Here is a 16,688-nt window from a genome sequence, read left to right on the forward strand (position 1 = left end):
GGTGCAGGAACACGTGTCAGACCCCCTTGTTGGGACACTGGTGGACAACCGGTATGCCGTCAGGTCCAAGCTTGCGCGGGGCGGAATGTCCACTGTCTACCTGGCCACGGACCAGCGGTTGGAACGGGACGTGGCGCTCAAGGTGCTGCATCCGCACCTTTCGGCAGACGAGAATTTCCTGGGCAGGCTGGGGCGGGAGGCGAAGGCGGCAGCCAGGTTGTCCCACCCCCATGTAGTGGGGGTGCTCGACCAGGGGAACGACGGCCGCACCGCGTATCTGGTCATGGAATACATCAGGGGCCACACACTTCGTGACGTCATCGCCGAGAAGGGTGCGCTGCCGCCCCGACTTGCCCTCGCGCTGATCGACCCGGTGGTTGAAGGACTAGGCGCTGCGCATGCCGCCGGCTTCATCCATCGTGACGTCAAACCGGAAAACGTCCTGATTTCCGACGATGGACGGATCAAAATTGGAGATTTCGGGCTGGCACGCGCCGTCACCACTTCCACGAGCACCGGCGCCCTGCTCGGAACAGTTGCGTACCTCCCCCCAGAGCTCGTCCTTGGAAAGCCGGCGGACGCGCGCAGCGACATCTACTCCGTGGGCATCATGCTGTTCGAAATGCTCACGGGGCAGCAGCCGTTTAACGGCGAGGTCCCCATCCAGGTGGCGTACCAGCATGTGAACGGGACAGTGGGACCGCCTTCGGCCCTGGTTCCCGGACTGGCTGCTGAAGTGGACGAGCTGGTGCAGTGGTGCACCTCCAATGATCCGGAAAACCGGCCCGTGGACGGGAACGCGCTACTCCAGGAGCTTCGGCATATCCGGACCAACCTCACCGATGCGGAGCTGGACCTGCATCCGCCGGCGGCTGCGGCCGGAGGCGCCATGGCCCACTCCCAGGCTCCCGCACCGCCCACCGATCCCGGGCGGTTCCAAGATCCTGGCCACCAGAACCCCACAGAGGTAATCGGCCGGGCCAACAATCCAACAACGGTGATGCCGTTTGGCAAGCCGGCTGCGCCCGCCTACCCGCCGTCACAAGGCCAGCCTCGTTACGCCGGTCCTGCCCAACCCGAAGCTGCCCGGCACACCCTCACACCGCCCGGCGACGATGTCGAGCCGTGGTCCCCACCGCCTCCGACGCTGGGCAAGCGCGCCCAGCGCAAGGCGGACAAGGAGGACGAGAGGGCACGGGCCCGTGCGGCCGCCACCCCGGCCCGTACGCTGCGGGAGGGCAGCCCGCGCCGCCGGGGAATCCTGTGGATAGTTGTCCTGGTGATTGCTGCCCTCCTGGCAACCGGGGCGGGCTGGTTCTTCGGAATGGGCCCGGGCGCCGCCGCCACCATCCCTTCCGTAGCCAACAAGACAGTGGCGCAGGCACAGCAGCTCCTGGACGAGGCCGGGTTCCGGTCCACCACCAAGGACATTTTCGACGACGACGTGCCCTCAGGCCTCGTGGTGGGCAGCGAACCCGCGGCGGGCGCCGAAATCCGCAAGTTCCAGCCGGTCTCGCTACTTGTTTCCAAGGGTCCCCAGCTGTTCCCGCTGCCGAAGCTGGCCGGCGGCACCCTGGAGCAGGCCAAGACTGGCCTCAACGCGGCGGAAATGGCGCTCGGCCCGGTGACGGAACAGTTTCATGAGAAGGTCCCTGCCGGCACAGTCCTGTCCCAGGACCCCGCTCCCGGTACGGCCGTCCGGCATGGCACGCCCGTCAGCCTGGTGGTTTCGAAGGGTCCCGAGCCCATTCCTGTCCCTTCGGTGGTGGGCCAGGACGAGAAGGATGCCGTTGATGCCATCGAGGAGGCCGGCCTCACGGCTGAGGTTGCGCGCGAGGAAGTGTTCAGCAGGGACGTCCCGAAGGGCGCGGTTGTCAGCCAGGCTCCGGCTACCGGAACGCTTACCCGCGGCGGCACCGTCACGCTGACCATTTCCAAGGGACCCCGGATGGTGCAGGTGCCCAGCTTCATCGGCAAGCAGGCCGCTGATGCCCGGAAGGCCTTGGAGGGCCTGGGCTTCCAGGTACGCGTGAACAATATCCTGGGCGGCTTCTTCGGCACGGTCCGGGACCAGGATCCGGTTAACAAGGAGGTTCCGGAGGGATCAGTCGTTACCCTGACGGTGGTGTAGCCGGACCTGCCGGCCACACCACCGTTCACGTGGGAAGTGCGCGTTGCCTAGTGCTTGGCGAGGGCGCCGGCCACCAGGAACGCCATTTCCAGCGACTGCATGTGGTTCAGCCGCGGATCGCAGACTGACTCGTAGCGGTCCAGGAAGGCATCCTGGTCCACCGGGTCGGCGCCGCCAAGGCACTCCGCGACGTCGTCGCCGGTCATTTCAACGTGCAGGCCGCCGGGAACGGTGCCCAGGGCGTGGTGCACTTCGAAGAAGCCGCGCACTTCGTCAATGACGTCGTCGAAATTGCGTGTCTTGTACCCGTTGGGGGACGTGACGGTGTTGCCGTGCATGGGGTCGGTAACCCAGAGCACCTGCGCGCCTGACGCGGTGACCTTCTCGACGACGGCGGGCAGCTTCTCGCGGATGTTGCCCGCACCCATGCGGGTGATGAAGGTCAGCCGGCCGGGTTCGCGCTCCGGGTCAAGCTTGTCAATCAGGCGGAGCGCATCGTCGCCGGTGGTGGACGGGCCCAGCTTCACGCCGATCGGGTTCCGCACCCGCGACAGGAAGTCGACGTGCGCGTGGTCCAGTTCGCGGGTCCGCTCCCCGATCCAGAGGAAGTGCGCGGAGGTGTCGTAGGGGAATCCGGTGCGGGAATCGATCCGGGTCAGCGCGCGCTCGTAGTCCAGCAGCAGGGCTTCGTGGCTGGCGAAGAACTCGACGCGCTTGAGCGCCTCAAAGTCGGCGCCGCAGGAGGCCATGAACTTGATGGCGCGGTCAATGTCGCGGGCCAGGGACTCATAGCGTGCGTGTGCCGGGTTCTCGGTGAAGCCCTTGTTCCACTGGTGCACCGAGCGCAGGTCGGCGAACCCGCCCTGGGTGAAGGCGCGGATGAGGTTCAGCGTGGAAGCGGACGTGTGGTAGGCGCGGAGCATGCGCGAGGCGTCGTGGCCCCGGGACTCCGGCGTGAAGTCGTACCCGTTGACGATGTCGCCGCGGTAGGCGGGCAAGGTCACGCCGTCGCGGGTTTCGTCGTTGGAGGAGCGGGGCTTGGCGAACTGGCCCGCCATGCGGCCCATCTTGATGACCGGCATGGCCGCACCGTACGTGAGCACCACAGCCATCTGGAGGATGGTCTTGACGCGCGCGCTGATCTTGTCCGCCGTCGCGGCCTCGAAGGTCTCCGCGCAGTCACCGCCCTGCAGAAGGAAAGCCTTGCCCTGGGCAGCGGCAGCCAGGCGTTCGCGGAGGACGTCCACCTCGCCGGCGAACACCAGGGGAGGAAGTACGGAGAGCTCCTTCACGGAGGCTTCAAACACGTCCCGGTCCTGCCAGCTGGGCTGCTGGGAAATGGGGAGGTCCCGCCAGTCGTCGAGTCCGGGATAGTTGGCTGCTCCGCTCTGGGCGGTGCTGGACAGCGAAAAGGCGGGTTTTGCAGATAGCTCAGTCACCATCTAAGACTAACGGTCGTGCAGGGCCCCGGGACACCGTGCCGTCACGCACCCGCCCGGGCGCGTCACAACCGCTTCACTCCCTGGCGGCAGCCCCGCCGTCGTCCTCCGCTTTCCGGAGGCCTCCGGCGCCTTCCGCCGGGCCCGCGTCGCCGGACGGACTCCCGGCCCCGGCCGCGGCAGGCGCCGGCGACACCAGGGGTTCCGCCGCGGCCGCGGGTTCAGAGGGCTTTCCCGCCAGCCGGAGCTTCACGACGGCGGCGTACTCATCCACGTATTCCTGCCCGGAGAGCCGCATCAGTTCGAACATGATCTGGTCCGTGACTTTCCGCTGGATATCCCGGTCCTCTGCCTGGTCCCGATACCGGCTGAAGTCAAGCGGCTCACCAAAGATCATGCCGATCCTGCGGATGTTTGGCAGCCGCTTGCCGATGGGCTGCACCTTGTCCGTGCCGATCATGGCCACCGGAATCACCGGAACTCCGGCCTGCAGCGCGAGCCTGGCCACGCCCACCTTGCCCCTGTACAGCTTCGAGTCCGGACTCCGGGTGCCCTCGGGGTAGATGCCCAGCAGGCCGCCGTGGTTGAGGACTTCCATTCCGGCACTCAGCGAGGCGGCCGATGCAGCCCCGCCGGACCGGTCCATGGGCAACTGGTTGGTCAGGCGGAAGAACAGCGCGGTCAGCCTGCCCTTGATCCCGGTTCCGGTGAAGTACTCCGATTTGGCCAGGAAGACCACGGGGCGCCGCACCATCAGCGGCATGAAAATCGAATCGGAAAACGACAGGTGGTTGGAGGCGATAATGGCCGCGCCCTCGGCAGGAATATTGTCCAGCCCCTTAACCCAGGGGCGGAAAAGAAGCTTCAGCACAGGACCAAGGAAAATCCGCTTCATGACCCAATAGAACACGTGAGAAACCTCTCCGGAAGGCGGCCCCCGGACCCCGCGTCGGGCCTGGCCAGCAGTTCAATGCAACCCTACTCTAGTGAGATTTGTCCGGAACAGTGACACGATGGAGGCATGAGCGAAAGCAGCACCCCGTCCCCTCCTGCCGCTTTCAGCTATCCCGGCCACGGACCCAATGCGCGCACCGGTGTGGCCATCTGCCACGGCTTCACCGGCAGCCCGCTCAGCCTGCTGCCCTGGGCTGAGCACCTCGCTTCGCAGGGTTATGCGGTCAGCGTTCCCCTGCTGCCGGGCCACGGAACCGACTGGCGCCAACTGGCAAGGACACGCTGGGGCGACTGGTACCGCAGCTTTGAGGCTGCCTACCTGGAGTTGGAAGGACGGACCGACACAACCTTTGTGGCCGGACTCTCGATGGGCGGCGCCATAGCGCTGCTGACCGCTTCCCGGCACAACGTGGCCGGAGTGTCCGTGGTCAACCCGGGCCTGAGTTTCTACGACCGGCGGGTCCGGGTGATCGGCGTACTGAAGTACTTCCAGCGGACAACCCTTCCTCTCCAGGAGGAACAGCCGACGGCGGCAGCCACCAATGACGGCGACTATTCACGCACTCCCCTGGCGGCAGTGCACGAGCTGAAGAGACTTTTTGGTGCGGCGGCGCGGTGCCTGCCCAGGGTGGCTGCCCCGGTCCAAGTGTTCAAGTCGCGCACGGACGCGGTGGTTCCGCCAACCTCGCTGGCACTGCTCCGAAAAGGCCTGGGCGGAAACCTTGCTGAAGTGGTGGACCTCCACAGCAGCGGACATGTGGCTACGCTGGACGTGGACGCGCCGGAGATCCATGCGAAATCCAGTGCTTTCTTCCATGCCCTCGCCCGCCAGAAGACCTCATTGGAGACCCCATGACCTCCGGCCCGGACCACAGCCCGTTCAGCAGCAGTTCCATTGGCGACGGGCCCCGCGTCGGCGTGGTCCTCTCACATGGCTTTACCGCCAGTCCGCACGGACTGCGCGCCTGGGCCCGGAGCCTGGCCGATGCCGGCTTCGCCGTCCGTATGCCCCTGCTGCCCGGCCACGGCACCAGCTGGCAGGAACTCGCACGGACGCGGTGGCAGGAATGGCACAGGGCGTTGGACGAGGCCTACCTTGAACTGGATGCGGACTGCGACTATGTCTTTTCGGCCGGGCTGAGCATGGGCGGGGCGCTGGCGCTGCGGATTGCGGCCACCCGGCCCGTGGCCGGCGTGATCGTGGTCAACCCGGGGCTGGTCATTGATGACCCGCGCGCACCGATCGCCGGGATCCTGAAGCTGGTGATGAAAAGTACGCCGGCCATCGCCAACGACATTCTCAAGGAAGGCATGGACGAGGGCGCCTACCCCCGGACCCCGGTTGCTGCGGCGCACGAAGTCAACAAGATGTTCAAGGACACCATCAGGCTCCTTCCCCGGATCACGGCCCCGGTCAAGGCCTTCCGCTCCACGGTTGACCACGTGGTGTCCGACTCAAGCCTCGTGGCGCTCCGCCGCGGGCTCACCCATGCTCCCCTGGACCTGGTCTACCTTGAGAACAGCTACCATGTGGCAACCCTGGACAACGATGCCGACCGGATTTTTCAGGGGTCCGTTGAGTTCATCCGCGCGGTTGCTTCCGGCGGGGCTCCCGGGCGTTCAACGGCAAGTGCGCCCTCAACGCTGGAGGTCGCGTCCCATGAACAGGCCTGACCCGGGCTCCCCTGACCAGGGCGCCAACCAGGATGACGCCGTCTGGCTGGACCTGGTGGCCCGGCTGGAAGCCGATTCCCCCGCCGGAGGCACCGGCAGCGCCAACGGCGCCGGCACCGATCCGGGCGCTGGCGCCGCTCCACGGGATGATTCGACGGCGGGTGGACGGCCAGCCTCGTTCCGGGACTTCGATCCCTTGGGCCTGGCTGGCGCGGCACCTGCCGAGATGTCTGCGGCCGAACGGCAGGCTGCCGGGGACGACGCAGGTGCAGGCGCCGGCGCTTCAGCCGGGCCACGCGACTATGACGTGGACGGGGAAGACGGTGCGTTCGTCCCCGAGGAACCACCGAGCCTCGCCGGTACGGATCCGCTGACCATGCTTGCCTGGCTCGCCGCCGTGGGCGGACCGGTGGCGCTGCTGTTCTCAGCGATGTTCTGGCGCTCCGCGCCGCTCCTGGCAATCGTGGGAATCGTCGCCGTGTTCGTGCTGGGAACCGTGTACCTGATCATGCAGCTTCCGCAGGAGAAGGACGAGGACGACGACGGCGCCCGCGTCTAGCGGCGCGTCCTGCTGCTGACGCGGGACAGATCGGCAGCACCGATGAGTCCGGCATTCGGCCCCAGGGCCGCCAGCTGGATCCCCGCGGCAGGCCTGAAACCGCGGCCCGTCAGGTTGCGGGCGAAAGCTTTGCGGGCAGGTTCCACCAGCAGGTCCCCTGCCGAGCACAGGCCGCCGCCGATGACGAAAAGTCCCGGATCCAGGGCGGCAGCAAGATTGGCGAGTCCCAGCCCGAGCCACTCCCCTACTTCCTCAAGCAATTCACGTGATACCGGGTCGCCTGCCAGCGCCAGTTCCGTCACGATCGCACCGGTGATGGCCTCGGTCCGCCCACCCACAGCCGCTATCAGGTCCTGCGCCACCGGGGAGTTGGCCCGCGCCAGGATCCTTGCTTCCCGGCCCAGCGCGTTCCCGGAGGCGTACTGTTCCCAGCAGCCGCGGTTTCCGCATTCGCAGCGGTGCCCGCCCGGCATGATGATCTGGTGCCCGAATTCCCCTGCCACACCGAAACGGCCGCGCTCCACCCTGCCGTCCATCACCATGGCACCGCCGATGCCGGTACCCAGCGTGATGCAGACCAGCCGGTCTTCCCCCTGGCCCGCACCGAAGCGCCATTCCGCCCACGCGGCGGCGTCGGCGTCGTTGGAAAGGAGCACCGGCCGGCGCAGGAGCCGCTGCAGGTTGGCGCGTAGTGGTTCATTGCGCCAGGCGAGGTGGGGGCTGAAAAGCACCGTCCCGCCGTCGAGGTCCATCCACCCTGCGGCGCCGATGCCCACGGACCAGATCCGGTGCCCCTTGCCCAGTTCCTCGACCAACTCCACGATGACCTTTTCCACTGCCCGGGGATCGCTGCCGGGGGTGGCACGCCGTGCCTCGCTGAGGATGCGGCCGTCTGCATCAACGACGCCGGCGGCCACCTTCGTCCCGCCGATGTCGATCCCAATGGCGAGGCCCTTGCGGCCGAGGCGCAGGTGCTCACGGAAGCCTTCGCCGTCGTGCCGCGTCCTTGCCCTGGAAGTGGTGGGCCGGCGCCTCCAGGGGGCAGGTCTTCTGAGGGGCCCGGCCTGTTCGCCGGGGGGCGGTACATACATAATCCCCCATTCTAGGTGCGCATATTCCGCCGAAGCCCGCGGCAGCCACGGATGCCGCCCACGTGTCTTCCGGCGTCGTTGACGGGAAAGTTACTGGCCAGTAACTTTATATACTGCACGGCCCCGCACCGGCGTACTAGGCTTTAGGCATGCCCCCGTGCGGGACCTCGGATATCAAAGGAGCTATAGTGCGCGAATTCAGTGTTCCGCCTCTTGTTGTAGTCCCACCGGAAACCAACATCACCGATCTGGTGCTGCGGCAGGCAGCCAAGGCCGGCAACCCCGCACTCTTTTCGCGGCGCGACGCCTCCGGGTCCTGGCAGGACATTTCCGCCACTGATTTCGTGGCCGACGTCCGGGCACTGGCAAAGGGGCTGATGGCCAGCGGAGTGGGTGCCGGCGACCGCGTGGGCATCATGTCCCGCACCCGGTACGAATGGTCCCTGGTGGATTTCGCAATCTGGTTCGCCGGCGCCGTCTCCGTCCCCATCTACGAAACTTCCTCGCCCTCCCAGGTGGCCTGGAACCTGGGCGACTCCGGCGCGGTGGCCGCTTTCGGCGAGGCAGCCCACCATGAGGACATCATCCGCCAGGCGGTAACGGCGGAAGGCCTGGCATCCCTCCAGCACGTGTGGCAGCTGGAAGGCGAGGGACTTGACGCCCTCCGCGAAGCCGGCCGGGAGGTCAGCGACGAGGATCTTGAAGCCCGGAGGAAAACAGCCACCCTGGGTGATACCGCCACCATCATCTACACGTCCGGCACCACAGGCAGGCCCAAGGGCTGCGAACTGACGCACGGCAACTTCGTCGAGCTTTCCGACAACGCACTGGCCATCATTGGCGAGATCGTCCACGAGAACGCGAAGACCATCATGTTCCTCCCGCTGGCGCACGTCTTTGCCCGCTTCATCTCCGTCCTGGCCATGGCTGCCGGCACCACCGTGGCGCACACACCGGATATCAAGAACCTCCTGGCGGACCTCCAGAGCTACGAGCCCACCTTCATCCTGGCGGTGCCGCGGGTCTTCGAAAAGGTCTACAACTCTGCCATGACCAAGGCGGAGGACGCCGGCAAGGGAGCCATCTTCCATAAGGCAGCCGATACCGCCATCGCCTTCTCCAAGGCACGGCAGGAGGGCCGCGTCGGCCTGGGCCTCAGGCTGCGCCACGCACTGTTCGACAAACTGGTCTACGGCAAACTGCGGGCCGCGATGGGCGGCCATGTTGCCCATGCGGTGTCCGGCGGCGGCCCGCTGGGCGAGCGGCTGGGCCACTTTTTCCAGGGCATCGGGCTGCAGGTGCTTGAAGGCTACGGCCTGACGGAAACCACGGCACCCATTACGGTGAACACCCCGTCGCTGATCAAGATCGGGTCCGTGGGAAAGCCCCTGCCCGGAAATGCCGTGAAGATCGCCGAGGACGGCGAGATCCTCGCCAAGGGCGTGTGCGTAATGCGCGGCTACTACAAGCGGCCCGACCTCACCGGCGAAACGTTCGACGACGGATGGTTCCGTACCGGGGACATCGGCCGGCTCGATGACGACGGCTTTGTGTGGATTACCGGGCGCAAGAAGGAGATCATTGTCACCGCGGGCGGCAAGAACGTCATCCCCGCCCTGCTCGAGGACCAGATCCGGGCCGATGCGCTGGTCTCGCAGGTGCTGGTGGTCGGCGACAACCGGCCGTTCATCGGCGCCCTGGTCACGCTGGACCAGGAAGCCCTGCCCGGCTGGCTGCAGCGGCACAACCTCCCGGCAGACACTTCCCTGGCGGACGCCGCCAAGAACCCGGTAGTCAAGGCGGCAGTCCAGGACCTGATCACGGCCGCGAATGCGTCGGTTTCCCAGGCCGAGGCCATCAAGTCCTTCCGCATCGTGCCGGCCGACTTCACCGAAGCGTCCGGGCACCTGACGCCTTCAATGAAAGTAAAAAGGGCGCAAGTGATGAAGGACTTCGAAACGGTCATCGAGGAGATGTACAGCTCGCCTCGTCCGTAGGAAGCGCCGCAAAGAGGCAGGGCCCGGTCCGGCAGCGTGCGTAAAAGGGGCCCCGCGCCCCCGCTCGCCGCGAAGCGGCCTTAGCGGGGCGGGGGGTATAGCACGCAGAGGATCGGGCCCTGCCTCAACCGCAGCCCACCACAAGGAAGGGTCCTCCCGACGGGGAGGACCCTTCAATTGTTAATCGAGCGTCCGGGCTCTACTGCTCGACTACCAGCAGCAGGTCCCCGCCCTCCACCTGCTCGATGGATGAGATGGCGAGCCGTGAGACTTTGCCGGCCACCGGCGTCGTAATGGATGCTTCCATCTTCATCGCCTCGATGGTGGCTACCGTGTCTCCTGCCTTGACCTCGTCGCCGGCCTTGACCGTCACCGTAACGGCGCCCGCGAACGGTGCGGCCACGTGGCCGGGCTGGGCCGGGTCTGCCTTTTCGGCAGCCTTCACGTTGCTGACCACGGAGCGGTCCCTCACCACGACGGGCCGGGACTGGCCGTTGAGGGTACACATGACGGTGCGCATGCCCTTTTCGTCCGCCTCGGATACCGCTTCCAGCGACGCGATCAGCCGCACGCCCTTCTCCAGCTGGATCTCGTGCTCAGTGCCACGCTGCAGGCCGTAGAGGTAGTCGCGGGTATCCAGGACGGAGATGTTGCCGTAGGTCTCGACGCTCTTCAGGTAGTCCTTGGTGGGTCCATCGAAGAGCAGCCGGTTCAGCGTGTGCTGGCGGGTCTTGGAATCGGACTTCAGGGCCGCGCTGTCCTCGGGGCTGAGCTCCACGTCCCTGACCTTCACGCTGCGGCCCTGCAGGGCCTTGGTGCGGAAGGGCTCCGGCCAGCCTCCTGGCGGATCGCCGAGCTCGCCGGACAGGAAGCCGATCACGGAATCCGGGATGTCGTAGTTCTGCGGGTTCTCGTTGAAGTCCGCCGGGTCCGCGTTCAAGCCCACCAGGTGCAGGGCGAGGTCGCCCACCACCTTGGAGGACGGCGTCACCTTGACCAGGTGCCCAAGGATGCGGTCGGCCGCGGTGTACATGTCCTCGATGGCTTCGAAGCGCTCCCCCAGTCCCAGCGCAATGGCCTGCTGGCGCAGGTTGGAGAGCTGGCCGCCGGGGATCTCATGCTGGTAGACGCGACCGGTGGGGCCGGGAAGGCCGGACTCGAACGGTGCGTACACGCGGCGGACCGCTTCCCAGTACGGTTCCAGCGAACTGACCGCAGCCAGGCTGAGCCCCGTGTCCCGCGGAGTGTGCGCCAGGGCTGCCACCAGGGCAGAGGCCGAGGGCTGGCTGGTGGTTCCTGCCAGCGACGCCGACGCGACGTCCACAGCGTCAACACCGGCATCCACGGCGGCCAGCAGCGTGGCCAGCTGGCCTCCTGCCGTGTCGTGGGTGTGCAGGTGCACCGGCAGGTCGAAGCGTTCCCGGAGGGCTGAAACGAGTTTCGCTCCCGCGGCGGGACGGAGCAGGCCGGCCATGTCCTTGATTGCCAGGATGTGGGCGCCGGCGTCAACGATCTTCTGGGCAAGACCCAGGTAGTAGTCAAGCGTGTAGAGCGTCTCTTCCGGATCCAGCATGTCCCCGGTGTAGCAGAGTGCCACCTCGGCCACCGCGGTGCCGGTGGCCCGGACCGCACGGATGGCCGGGGCCATCTGGCTGACGTCGTTCAAGGCGTCGAAGATCCGGAAGATGTCGATGCCGGTGGCGGCAGCCTCGTTCACGAAGGCTTCGGTCACCTCTTCAGGGTACGGCGTGTAGCCCACGGTGTTGCGGCCACGGAGCAGCATCTGCAGACACACGTTGGGGAGCGCCTTGCGCAGCGCAGCGAGGCGGTCCCAGGGGTCTTCGCCGAGGAACCGGAGTGCCACGTCGTAAGTGGCCCCGCCCCAGGCTTCAACGGACAGCAGTTCCGGCAGCAGCGCGGTGACGGCGGGTCCGGCCGCCACCAGGTCGCGGGTGCGGACGCGGGTTGCCAGCAGCGACTGGTGGGCGTCCCTGAACGTGGTGTCCGTGACGGCCACCGCGTTCTGTTCGCGAAGCGCCTTGGCAAAGCCTTCGGGGCCCAGCTCGAGGAGCCTCTGCCGGGAGCCCGGAACGGCCTGTTTGTCCTTGACCGACGGCAGCTTGCTGGCCGGGTTGGAGTGGACCTTGAGTTCGCCGTTGGGCTTGTTGACCGTGACCTCGGCCAGCCAGGTGAGGAGCTTGGTGCCGCGGTCCGCAGAGACGCGGGCCTTGAGCAGCTGCGGGCGCTCGTCAATGAAGGAGGTGGCGACGTCCCCCGCGATGAAGTCGGGATCGTCAAGCACTGCCTGCAGGAAGGAAATGTTGGTGGAGACGCCGCGGATGCGGAATTCCGCCAGGGCCCGGCGTGCACGGGCGACGGCGGACGGGTAGTCCCTGCCGCGGCAGGTGAGCTTGACGAGCATGGAGTCGAAATGGGGGCTGATTTCGGCACCGGAGTAAACGGTGCCGCCGTCGAGCCTCACACCCGCGCCGCCGGCGGACCGGTAGCCGGTGATCTTTCCGACGTCCGGACGGAAGCCGTTGGCGGGGTCTTCCGTGGTGATGCGGCTCTGCAGCGCCGCGCCGCGCAGCTTGACGGTGTCCTGGGAGAGGCCGAGGTCGGCGAGTGTTTCTCCGGCGGCGATCCGCATCTGTGCCTGCACCAGGTCGACGTCGGTGACTTCCTCGGTGACCGTGTGTTCCACCTGGATGCGCGGGTTCATCTCGATGAAGACGTGCTGGCCGGCGCGCTCCCCGACCGTGTCCACAAGGAACTCCACCGTTCCGGCGTTGACGTAGTTCAGGGCCTTGGCGAACTTGACGGCATCCCGGTACAGCGCCTGCCGGATGCCCTCATCGAGGTTGGGGGCCGGGGCGATCTCGATGACCTTCTGGTGGCGCCGCTGGATGGAGCAGTCGCGTTCGAAGAGGTGCATGACGTTGCCCTCGGCATCGGCCAGGATCTGGACCTCAATGTGCCGCGGGCGCAGGACGGCCTGCTCCAGGAACATGGTGGGATCGCCAAAGGCGGCATCGGCCTCGCGCATGGCTGACTGCAGGGCTTCGGGCAGGGCCTCACGGGTGTCCACCCGGCGCATGCCGCGGCCGCCGCCGCCGGCCACTGCCTTGGCGAAGATGGGGAACCCGATCTCGTCGGCCGCAGCGATCAGTTCGTCCAGGTCCTTGGAGGGCGCGCTGGACTTCAGGACGGGAACGCCGGCGTCGCGGGCTGCCTTCAGCGCCGCTACCTTGTTGCCCGCGAGTTCCAGGACCTCAGCAGGCGGACCAACAAAGGTGATGCCCGCGGCCTTCGCGGCCCGGGCGAGGTCCGGGTTCTCGGAAAGGAACCCGTAGCCCGGGTAGATGGCGTCCGCACCGGACTCCTTTGCCACCCGCACTACTTCTTCTACGTCCAGGTAAGCCCGGACGGGGTGGCCCTCTTCGCCAATCAGGTAGGCCTCGTCCGCTTTCTGGCGGTGGATCGAGTTTCTGTCTTCATGGGGGAAAACGGCAACCGTCTTGGCGCCCAGCTCGTAGCCGGCGCGGAAGGCCCTGATCGCGATTTCGCCGCGGTTGGCCACCAGAACTTTGGAAAACATACTTCTCCTGCATCATTGCGGGTGGATCGGTGAGTGGTCACAGTGTCTAGGACCTACAAGGACAAACACAAATCTTTGTGGCCACCATCACTAATTTCCCCGTCATGTCCCGAAGCCTTCTGCCGGCTCGGGCGGAAACCGCCCCGGCAGCACAGTCGGTGCCATGCCGACGCCCAATAAAGCAGGATTCGCCGACGCATCAACATATGATGATTAGGGCGGCAGGACCGTCCGGCTTCGGCACTGCCGGAGCAAACATTACCCCCAACACGGCATCCGGCGTTAGGTTTTGGTCTCTCAAGTGCAAGTAGTCAGCATCAGCAGCCTTAAGGGTGGAGTCGGCAAGACTTCCGTCACCACAGGATTGGCGTCTGCGGCGCTGGCCGCGGGCATCAGCACGCTGGTGGTGGACCTTGATCCGCACGCGGATGCCACCACTGCGTTGGGAGTCCAGCCCGGCGACCAGCTGGATATCGGCCGGATGCTCAAGAGTCCCCGCCGGGCAAAGCTGTCCGAAAACGTGGTGCGCAGCAGCTGGACCGCCAAGACCCAGTCCAACGGCACCGGCTCCGCCGTACTGGACGTCGCCGTCGGCTCTGCCTACACCGGCATCTATGACCGGCCGGACCTGGGCCGCCGCGACCTGCGCAGGCTCTCCTCTGTCCTGGCCACCGGGGACGACTACCAGCTTGTCCTGGTGGACTGCCCGCCGTCCCTGAACGGCCTGACCCGGATGGCCTGGTCCGCCAGCGACAAGGTGGCGCTGGTTGCCGAGCCCGGCCTGTTCTCGGTGGCCGGCACCGAGCGGACCATGCGGGCCATCCAGCTTTTCCGCCAGGAGTTTGCCCCCAACCTTTCCCCGGCAGGCATCGTGGCCAATCGGGTGCGGTCGGGTTCCTCGGAACACGCGTACCGGCTTGCGGAGATGGAGTCCATGTTCGGAGAACTCCTCCTGAGCCCGCGGATTCCGGAACAGGCCAACTGGCAGCAGATCCAGGGCGCCGCCCACCCCGTGCACCACTGGCCCGGTGATTCCGCGAAGTCCGCTGCGGCCCTGTTCGATGAACTGCTGGCCAACCTGATGGCTGTGGGCAGCGGCCTGCGCAGCCGCGCCAGGTAGGGCACCCCGCCTGGTTAACAGCCAAGGGGCCGCCCTCCGGATGGAGAGCGGCCCCTTGCTCAATATTTCAGCTGATCTTGCGCGCTGCCCTGCGCTTGCTCAGTTCGTCGTCCGGAAAGGACGGCTCAGCGGCATGCTCGCTGGGAAGCGAGGCCAGGCTGCCCTCCACCTCACGCCAGACCCGTCCGACGGCAATGCCGAACACACCTTGGCCGCCCTGGACGAGGTCGATGACCTCGTCAGCGGAGGTGCACTCGTAGACGCTCGCGCCGTCACTCATTAGGGTGATCTGGGCGAGGTCTTCGACGCCGCGTTCCCGCAGGTGTTCCACGGCGGTGCGGATTTGCTGCAGCGATACCCCTGTGTCCAGGAGCCTCTTGACGACTTTCAGGACCAGGATGTCGCGGAAGCCGTACAGTCGCTGGGAGCCGGAACCGGCGGCGCCGCGGACCGCGGGCTCCACCAGGCCGGTGCGTGCCCAGTAGTCGAGCTGGCGGTACGTGATGCCGGCCGCCTTGCATGCGGTGGGCCCGCGGTAGCCCGCGTCCTCATCCAGCACAGGAAGGTCTTCGGTAAACAGGAGGCCCTGGGCACCGCTCGCCGGCACAGCAACACCAGCCGTGGGCTGCTTCAGCCCGCCTGCTTCACCTTTGGGACTCACCTGGATCCTCCTTGTCATACGCTCCCGGGGAAACTGCTGCAGCAGCAGTGCATGAAGACCATGCATGTAATTTTCGCGGGGCGCACTTTCCAGTGTGACTTGCGCGGCTGCCGTAAGCAATGGGAACTCGATACTTCGACGTTAGGCCCGGGGGGTCGCAAGGTCAAAGACCCTGCAGGGTTATTAGGGGCGTGTCGAAAGATTCACCCTCAACATTAACCTTAACGTGACCTCAGCCGTCGAAATCCTCGGGCTCAACATCGTCCAGGAACTCCCGGAACCGGCGCAGTTCGCGCTCTTCATCAACGGTGGGACCGGGTTCCGTGTCCTCGCCCTCGTCATGCTCGGTGATGCGGACTCCGGCCTCATCCATGACTGAATCCGCGCACCAAATCCGGCACTTTGCGCGCAGGGCTATGGCCAGCGCGTCCGAGGCCCGCGAACTGACTGTTGTCCCGTTCTCGAACTGCAGCTGGCCGTAGAAGATGTTGTCCTCCACCGCAACGATGTTCACGCTGACCACCGAGTGCCCCAGCGACTCCACGACGTCCACCAGGAGGTCGTGGGTCATGGGGCGGGGCGGGACCACGCCCTGCTGGGCAAGGGCAATGGCACTGGCTTCAGGCGTCCCGATCCATATGGGGACGTGCCGTTCCCCGTGCATTTCCCGAAGCAGGACCAGGGGCTGGTTGGAAGGCAGTTCGATGCGAACGCCCACAATCTCGACTTCAATCATCAGATGTCCATGCGTGAGATATGGTCCTGCACCAAGGCACGGTGCAGGGTGAGGCAGAGGTCGCTAATCTCACGGGCGGCCTCAGCTGCCCGTGCCTGGGACGCGGAGTCCTTGCGGGACGCCAATGGCGCCACGACGCGCTCCACCAGGCCAAACTCCCGTTCCGCAGCCGCCTGGAAGGGGCGGAGGTGGCGGGGTTCAAGCCCGTGGCTCTCCAGCTGGACGCAGGCGCGCGCCACCTGGAGGGCGTGCTCATCGAACTGGCCATTGCTGTGGCTGATCAGGCCGAAACTCAGGAGGGACTGCAGCAGCGGCACACTGGCACCGGATTCCGTGCGGAGCTGCTCTTCCGTAAGCTTGCGCCCCCGGTTCTGCAGTTCCGCCGCCAGCTCATCCGAGACGATGCGCGGGGACACCACGACGCCGGGCGGGAGGTTCTCGGGGCGTTCGCCCCTGTCGATGGCATCGAGGTAGTCCTTGATGACTTTCAGGGGGAGGTACTGGTCACGCTGCAGGGCCAGGACGAAACGCAGCCGCTCGACGTCGCCGTCCGAGTACTGGCGGTAGCCCGCCGGTGTCCTGCGCGGGTTGATGAGCCCTTTTTCCTCAAGGAACCTGATCTTGGACGCAGTCATGCCGGGAAAGTCCCCGCTGAGCTGTGCGAGGACTTCCCCGATGTTGAGGACCTGGGGTCCCCGGCGTTCCGGTTGTGCCATTGCCACAGGCAG

The 16,688-nt window shown here is 66.4% G+C and carries 13 protein-coding genes; 6 read left to right on the forward strand and 7 right to left on the reverse strand.

Going from position 1 to position 16,688, the window contains the following annotated elements:
* Nucleotide 1: 1 nt before the first annotated feature.
* Nucleotides 2-2,131: a PASTA domain-containing protein gene (locus GK109_RS02220; protein WP_370460336.1), complete on the forward strand. Its 2,130-nt coding sequence runs from the start codon at nt 2-4 to the stop codon at nt 2,129-2,131.
* Between the two features lie 47 nt (nt 2,132-2,178).
* Here the strand turns inward: GK109_RS02220 and GK109_RS02225 are convergent, their stop codons facing one another.
* Both GK109_RS02225 and GK109_RS02230 read right to left on the reverse strand, forming a co-directional pair.
* The gene (locus GK109_RS02225; RefSeq protein ID WP_104997491.1) at nt 2,179-3,573 is read right to left on the reverse strand and encodes a class II 3-deoxy-7-phosphoheptulonate synthase; all 1,395 of its coding nucleotides are present in this window, start codon (nt 3,571-3,573) and stop codon (nt 2,179-2,181) included.
* A gap of 73 nt (nt 3,574-3,646) precedes the next feature.
* Nucleotides 3,647-4,480 (reverse strand): lysophospholipid acyltransferase family protein, encoded by an 834-nt coding sequence (locus tag GK109_RS02230; protein WP_370460338.1) that lies wholly within the window; start codon nt 4,478-4,480, stop codon nt 3,647-3,649.
* Between the two features lie 111 nt (nt 4,481-4,591).
* Here GK109_RS02230 and GK109_RS02235 point away from each other — a divergent pair, with 111 nt between their 5' ends.
* From GK109_RS02235 to GK109_RS02245, 3 genes are read left to right on the forward strand one after another with little or no spacing between them, the layout of a single operon-like run.
* Entirely contained in the window at nt 4,592-5,380 is a 789-nt protein-coding gene (locus GK109_RS02235) for a carboxylesterase (protein WP_157238518.1), read from the forward strand.
* Entirely contained in the window at nt 5,377-6,198 is an 822-nt protein-coding gene (locus GK109_RS02240; RefSeq protein ID WP_157238519.1) for a carboxylesterase, read from the forward strand. The genes GK109_RS02235 and GK109_RS02240 overlap by 4 nt, the downstream gene beginning before the upstream one ends.
* Nucleotides 6,185-6,757, forward strand: a complete 573-nt coding sequence (locus tag GK109_RS02245) for a hypothetical protein (RefSeq protein WP_157238520.1) — start codon at nt 6,185-6,187, stop codon at nt 6,755-6,757. The genes GK109_RS02240 and GK109_RS02245 overlap by 14 nt, the downstream gene beginning before the upstream one ends.
* Here the strand turns inward: GK109_RS02245 and GK109_RS02250 are convergent.
* Nucleotides 6,754-7,848, reverse strand: coding sequence for an ROK family glucokinase (locus GK109_RS02250; RefSeq protein ID WP_157238521.1), 1,095 nt, complete (start codon nt 7,846-7,848; stop codon nt 6,754-6,756). The two genes, GK109_RS02245 and GK109_RS02250, sit on opposite strands and share 4 nt — an antisense overlap.
* 188 nt (nt 7,849-8,036) lie before the next feature.
* On the opposite strand from GK109_RS02250, the gene GK109_RS02255 reads away from it, so the two are divergent.
* On the forward strand, nt 8,037-9,845 hold the full coding sequence (locus GK109_RS02255; protein ID WP_323057399.1) for an AMP-dependent synthetase/ligase: 1,809 nt from the start codon (nt 8,037-8,039) through the stop codon (nt 9,843-9,845).
* Between the two features lie 199 nt (nt 9,846-10,044).
* On the opposite strand, the gene GK109_RS02260 is transcribed toward GK109_RS02255, so the two are convergent.
* On the reverse strand, nt 10,045-13,443 hold the full coding sequence (locus tag GK109_RS02260; protein ID WP_157238523.1) for a pyruvate carboxylase: 3,399 nt from the start codon (nt 13,441-13,443) through the stop codon (nt 10,045-10,047).
* A 301-nt stretch (nt 13,444-13,744) separates the two neighbouring features.
* Here GK109_RS02260 and GK109_RS02265 point away from each other — a divergent pair, with 301 nt between their 5' ends.
* On the forward strand, nt 13,745-14,563 hold the full coding sequence (locus GK109_RS02265; RefSeq protein ID WP_370460339.1) for a ParA family protein: 819 nt from the start codon (nt 13,745-13,747) through the stop codon (nt 14,561-14,563).
* A 67-nt stretch (nt 14,564-14,630) separates the two neighbouring features.
* Here the strand turns inward: GK109_RS02265 and GK109_RS02270 are convergent, their stop codons facing one another.
* From GK109_RS02270 to GK109_RS02280, 3 genes are all read right to left on the reverse strand, one after another.
* Nucleotides 14,631-15,224 carry a MerR family transcriptional regulator gene (locus GK109_RS02270; protein WP_321215910.1) on the reverse strand — a complete coding sequence of 198 codons (594 nt, stop codon included), beginning with the start codon at nt 15,222-15,224 and terminating at the stop codon, nt 14,631-14,633.
* A 232-nt stretch (nt 15,225-15,456) separates the two neighbouring features.
* On the reverse strand, nt 15,457-15,960 hold the full coding sequence (locus tag GK109_RS02275) for a bifunctional nuclease family protein (protein ID WP_013600629.1): 504 nt from the start codon (nt 15,958-15,960) through the stop codon (nt 15,457-15,459).
* Entirely contained in the window at nt 15,960-16,676 is a 717-nt protein-coding gene (locus GK109_RS02280) for a MerR family transcriptional regulator (protein WP_104997481.1), read from the reverse strand. The genes GK109_RS02275 and GK109_RS02280 overlap by 1 nt, the downstream gene beginning before the upstream one ends.
* Nucleotides 16,677-16,688 lie beyond the last annotated feature (12 nt).

Origin of the sequence: Pseudarthrobacter sp. GA104 (genome assembly GCF_009741265.1) — a bacterium.
Lineage (GTDB): Bacteria > Actinomycetota > Actinomycetes > Actinomycetales > Micrococcaceae > Arthrobacter.

Bases quoted from the DNA above. Each gene is read 5' to 3' on its own strand.
- GK109_RS02245 (WP_157238520.1), top strand. From the start codon at position 6,185: ATGAACAGGCCTGACCCGGGCTCCCCTGACCAGGGCGCCAACCAGGAT.
- GK109_RS02240 (WP_157238519.1), top strand. From the start codon at position 5,377: ATGACCTCCGGCCCGGACCACAGCCCGTTCAGCAGCAGTTCCATTGGC.
- GK109_RS02275 (WP_013600629.1), bottom strand. From the start codon at position 15,960: ATGATTGAAGTCGAGATTGTGGGCGTTCGCATCGAACTGCCTTCCAAC.
- GK109_RS02225 (WP_104997491.1), bottom strand. From the start codon at position 3,573: ATGGTGACTGAGCTATCTGCAAAACCCGCCTTTTCGCTGTCCAGCACC.
- GK109_RS02260 (WP_157238523.1), bottom strand. From the start codon at position 13,443: ATGTTTTCCAAAGTTCTGGTGGCCAACCGCGGCGAAATCGCGATCAGG.
- GK109_RS02250 (WP_157238521.1), bottom strand. From the start codon at position 7,848: ATGTATGTACCGCCCCCCGGCGAACAGGCCGGGCCCCTCAGAAGACCT.
- GK109_RS02235 (WP_157238518.1), top strand. From the start codon at position 4,592: ATGAGCGAAAGCAGCACCCCGTCCCCTCCTGCCGCTTTCAGCTATCCC.
- GK109_RS02280 (WP_104997481.1), bottom strand. From the start codon at position 16,676: ATGGCACAACCGGAACGCCGGGGACCCCAGGTCCTCAACATCGGGGAA.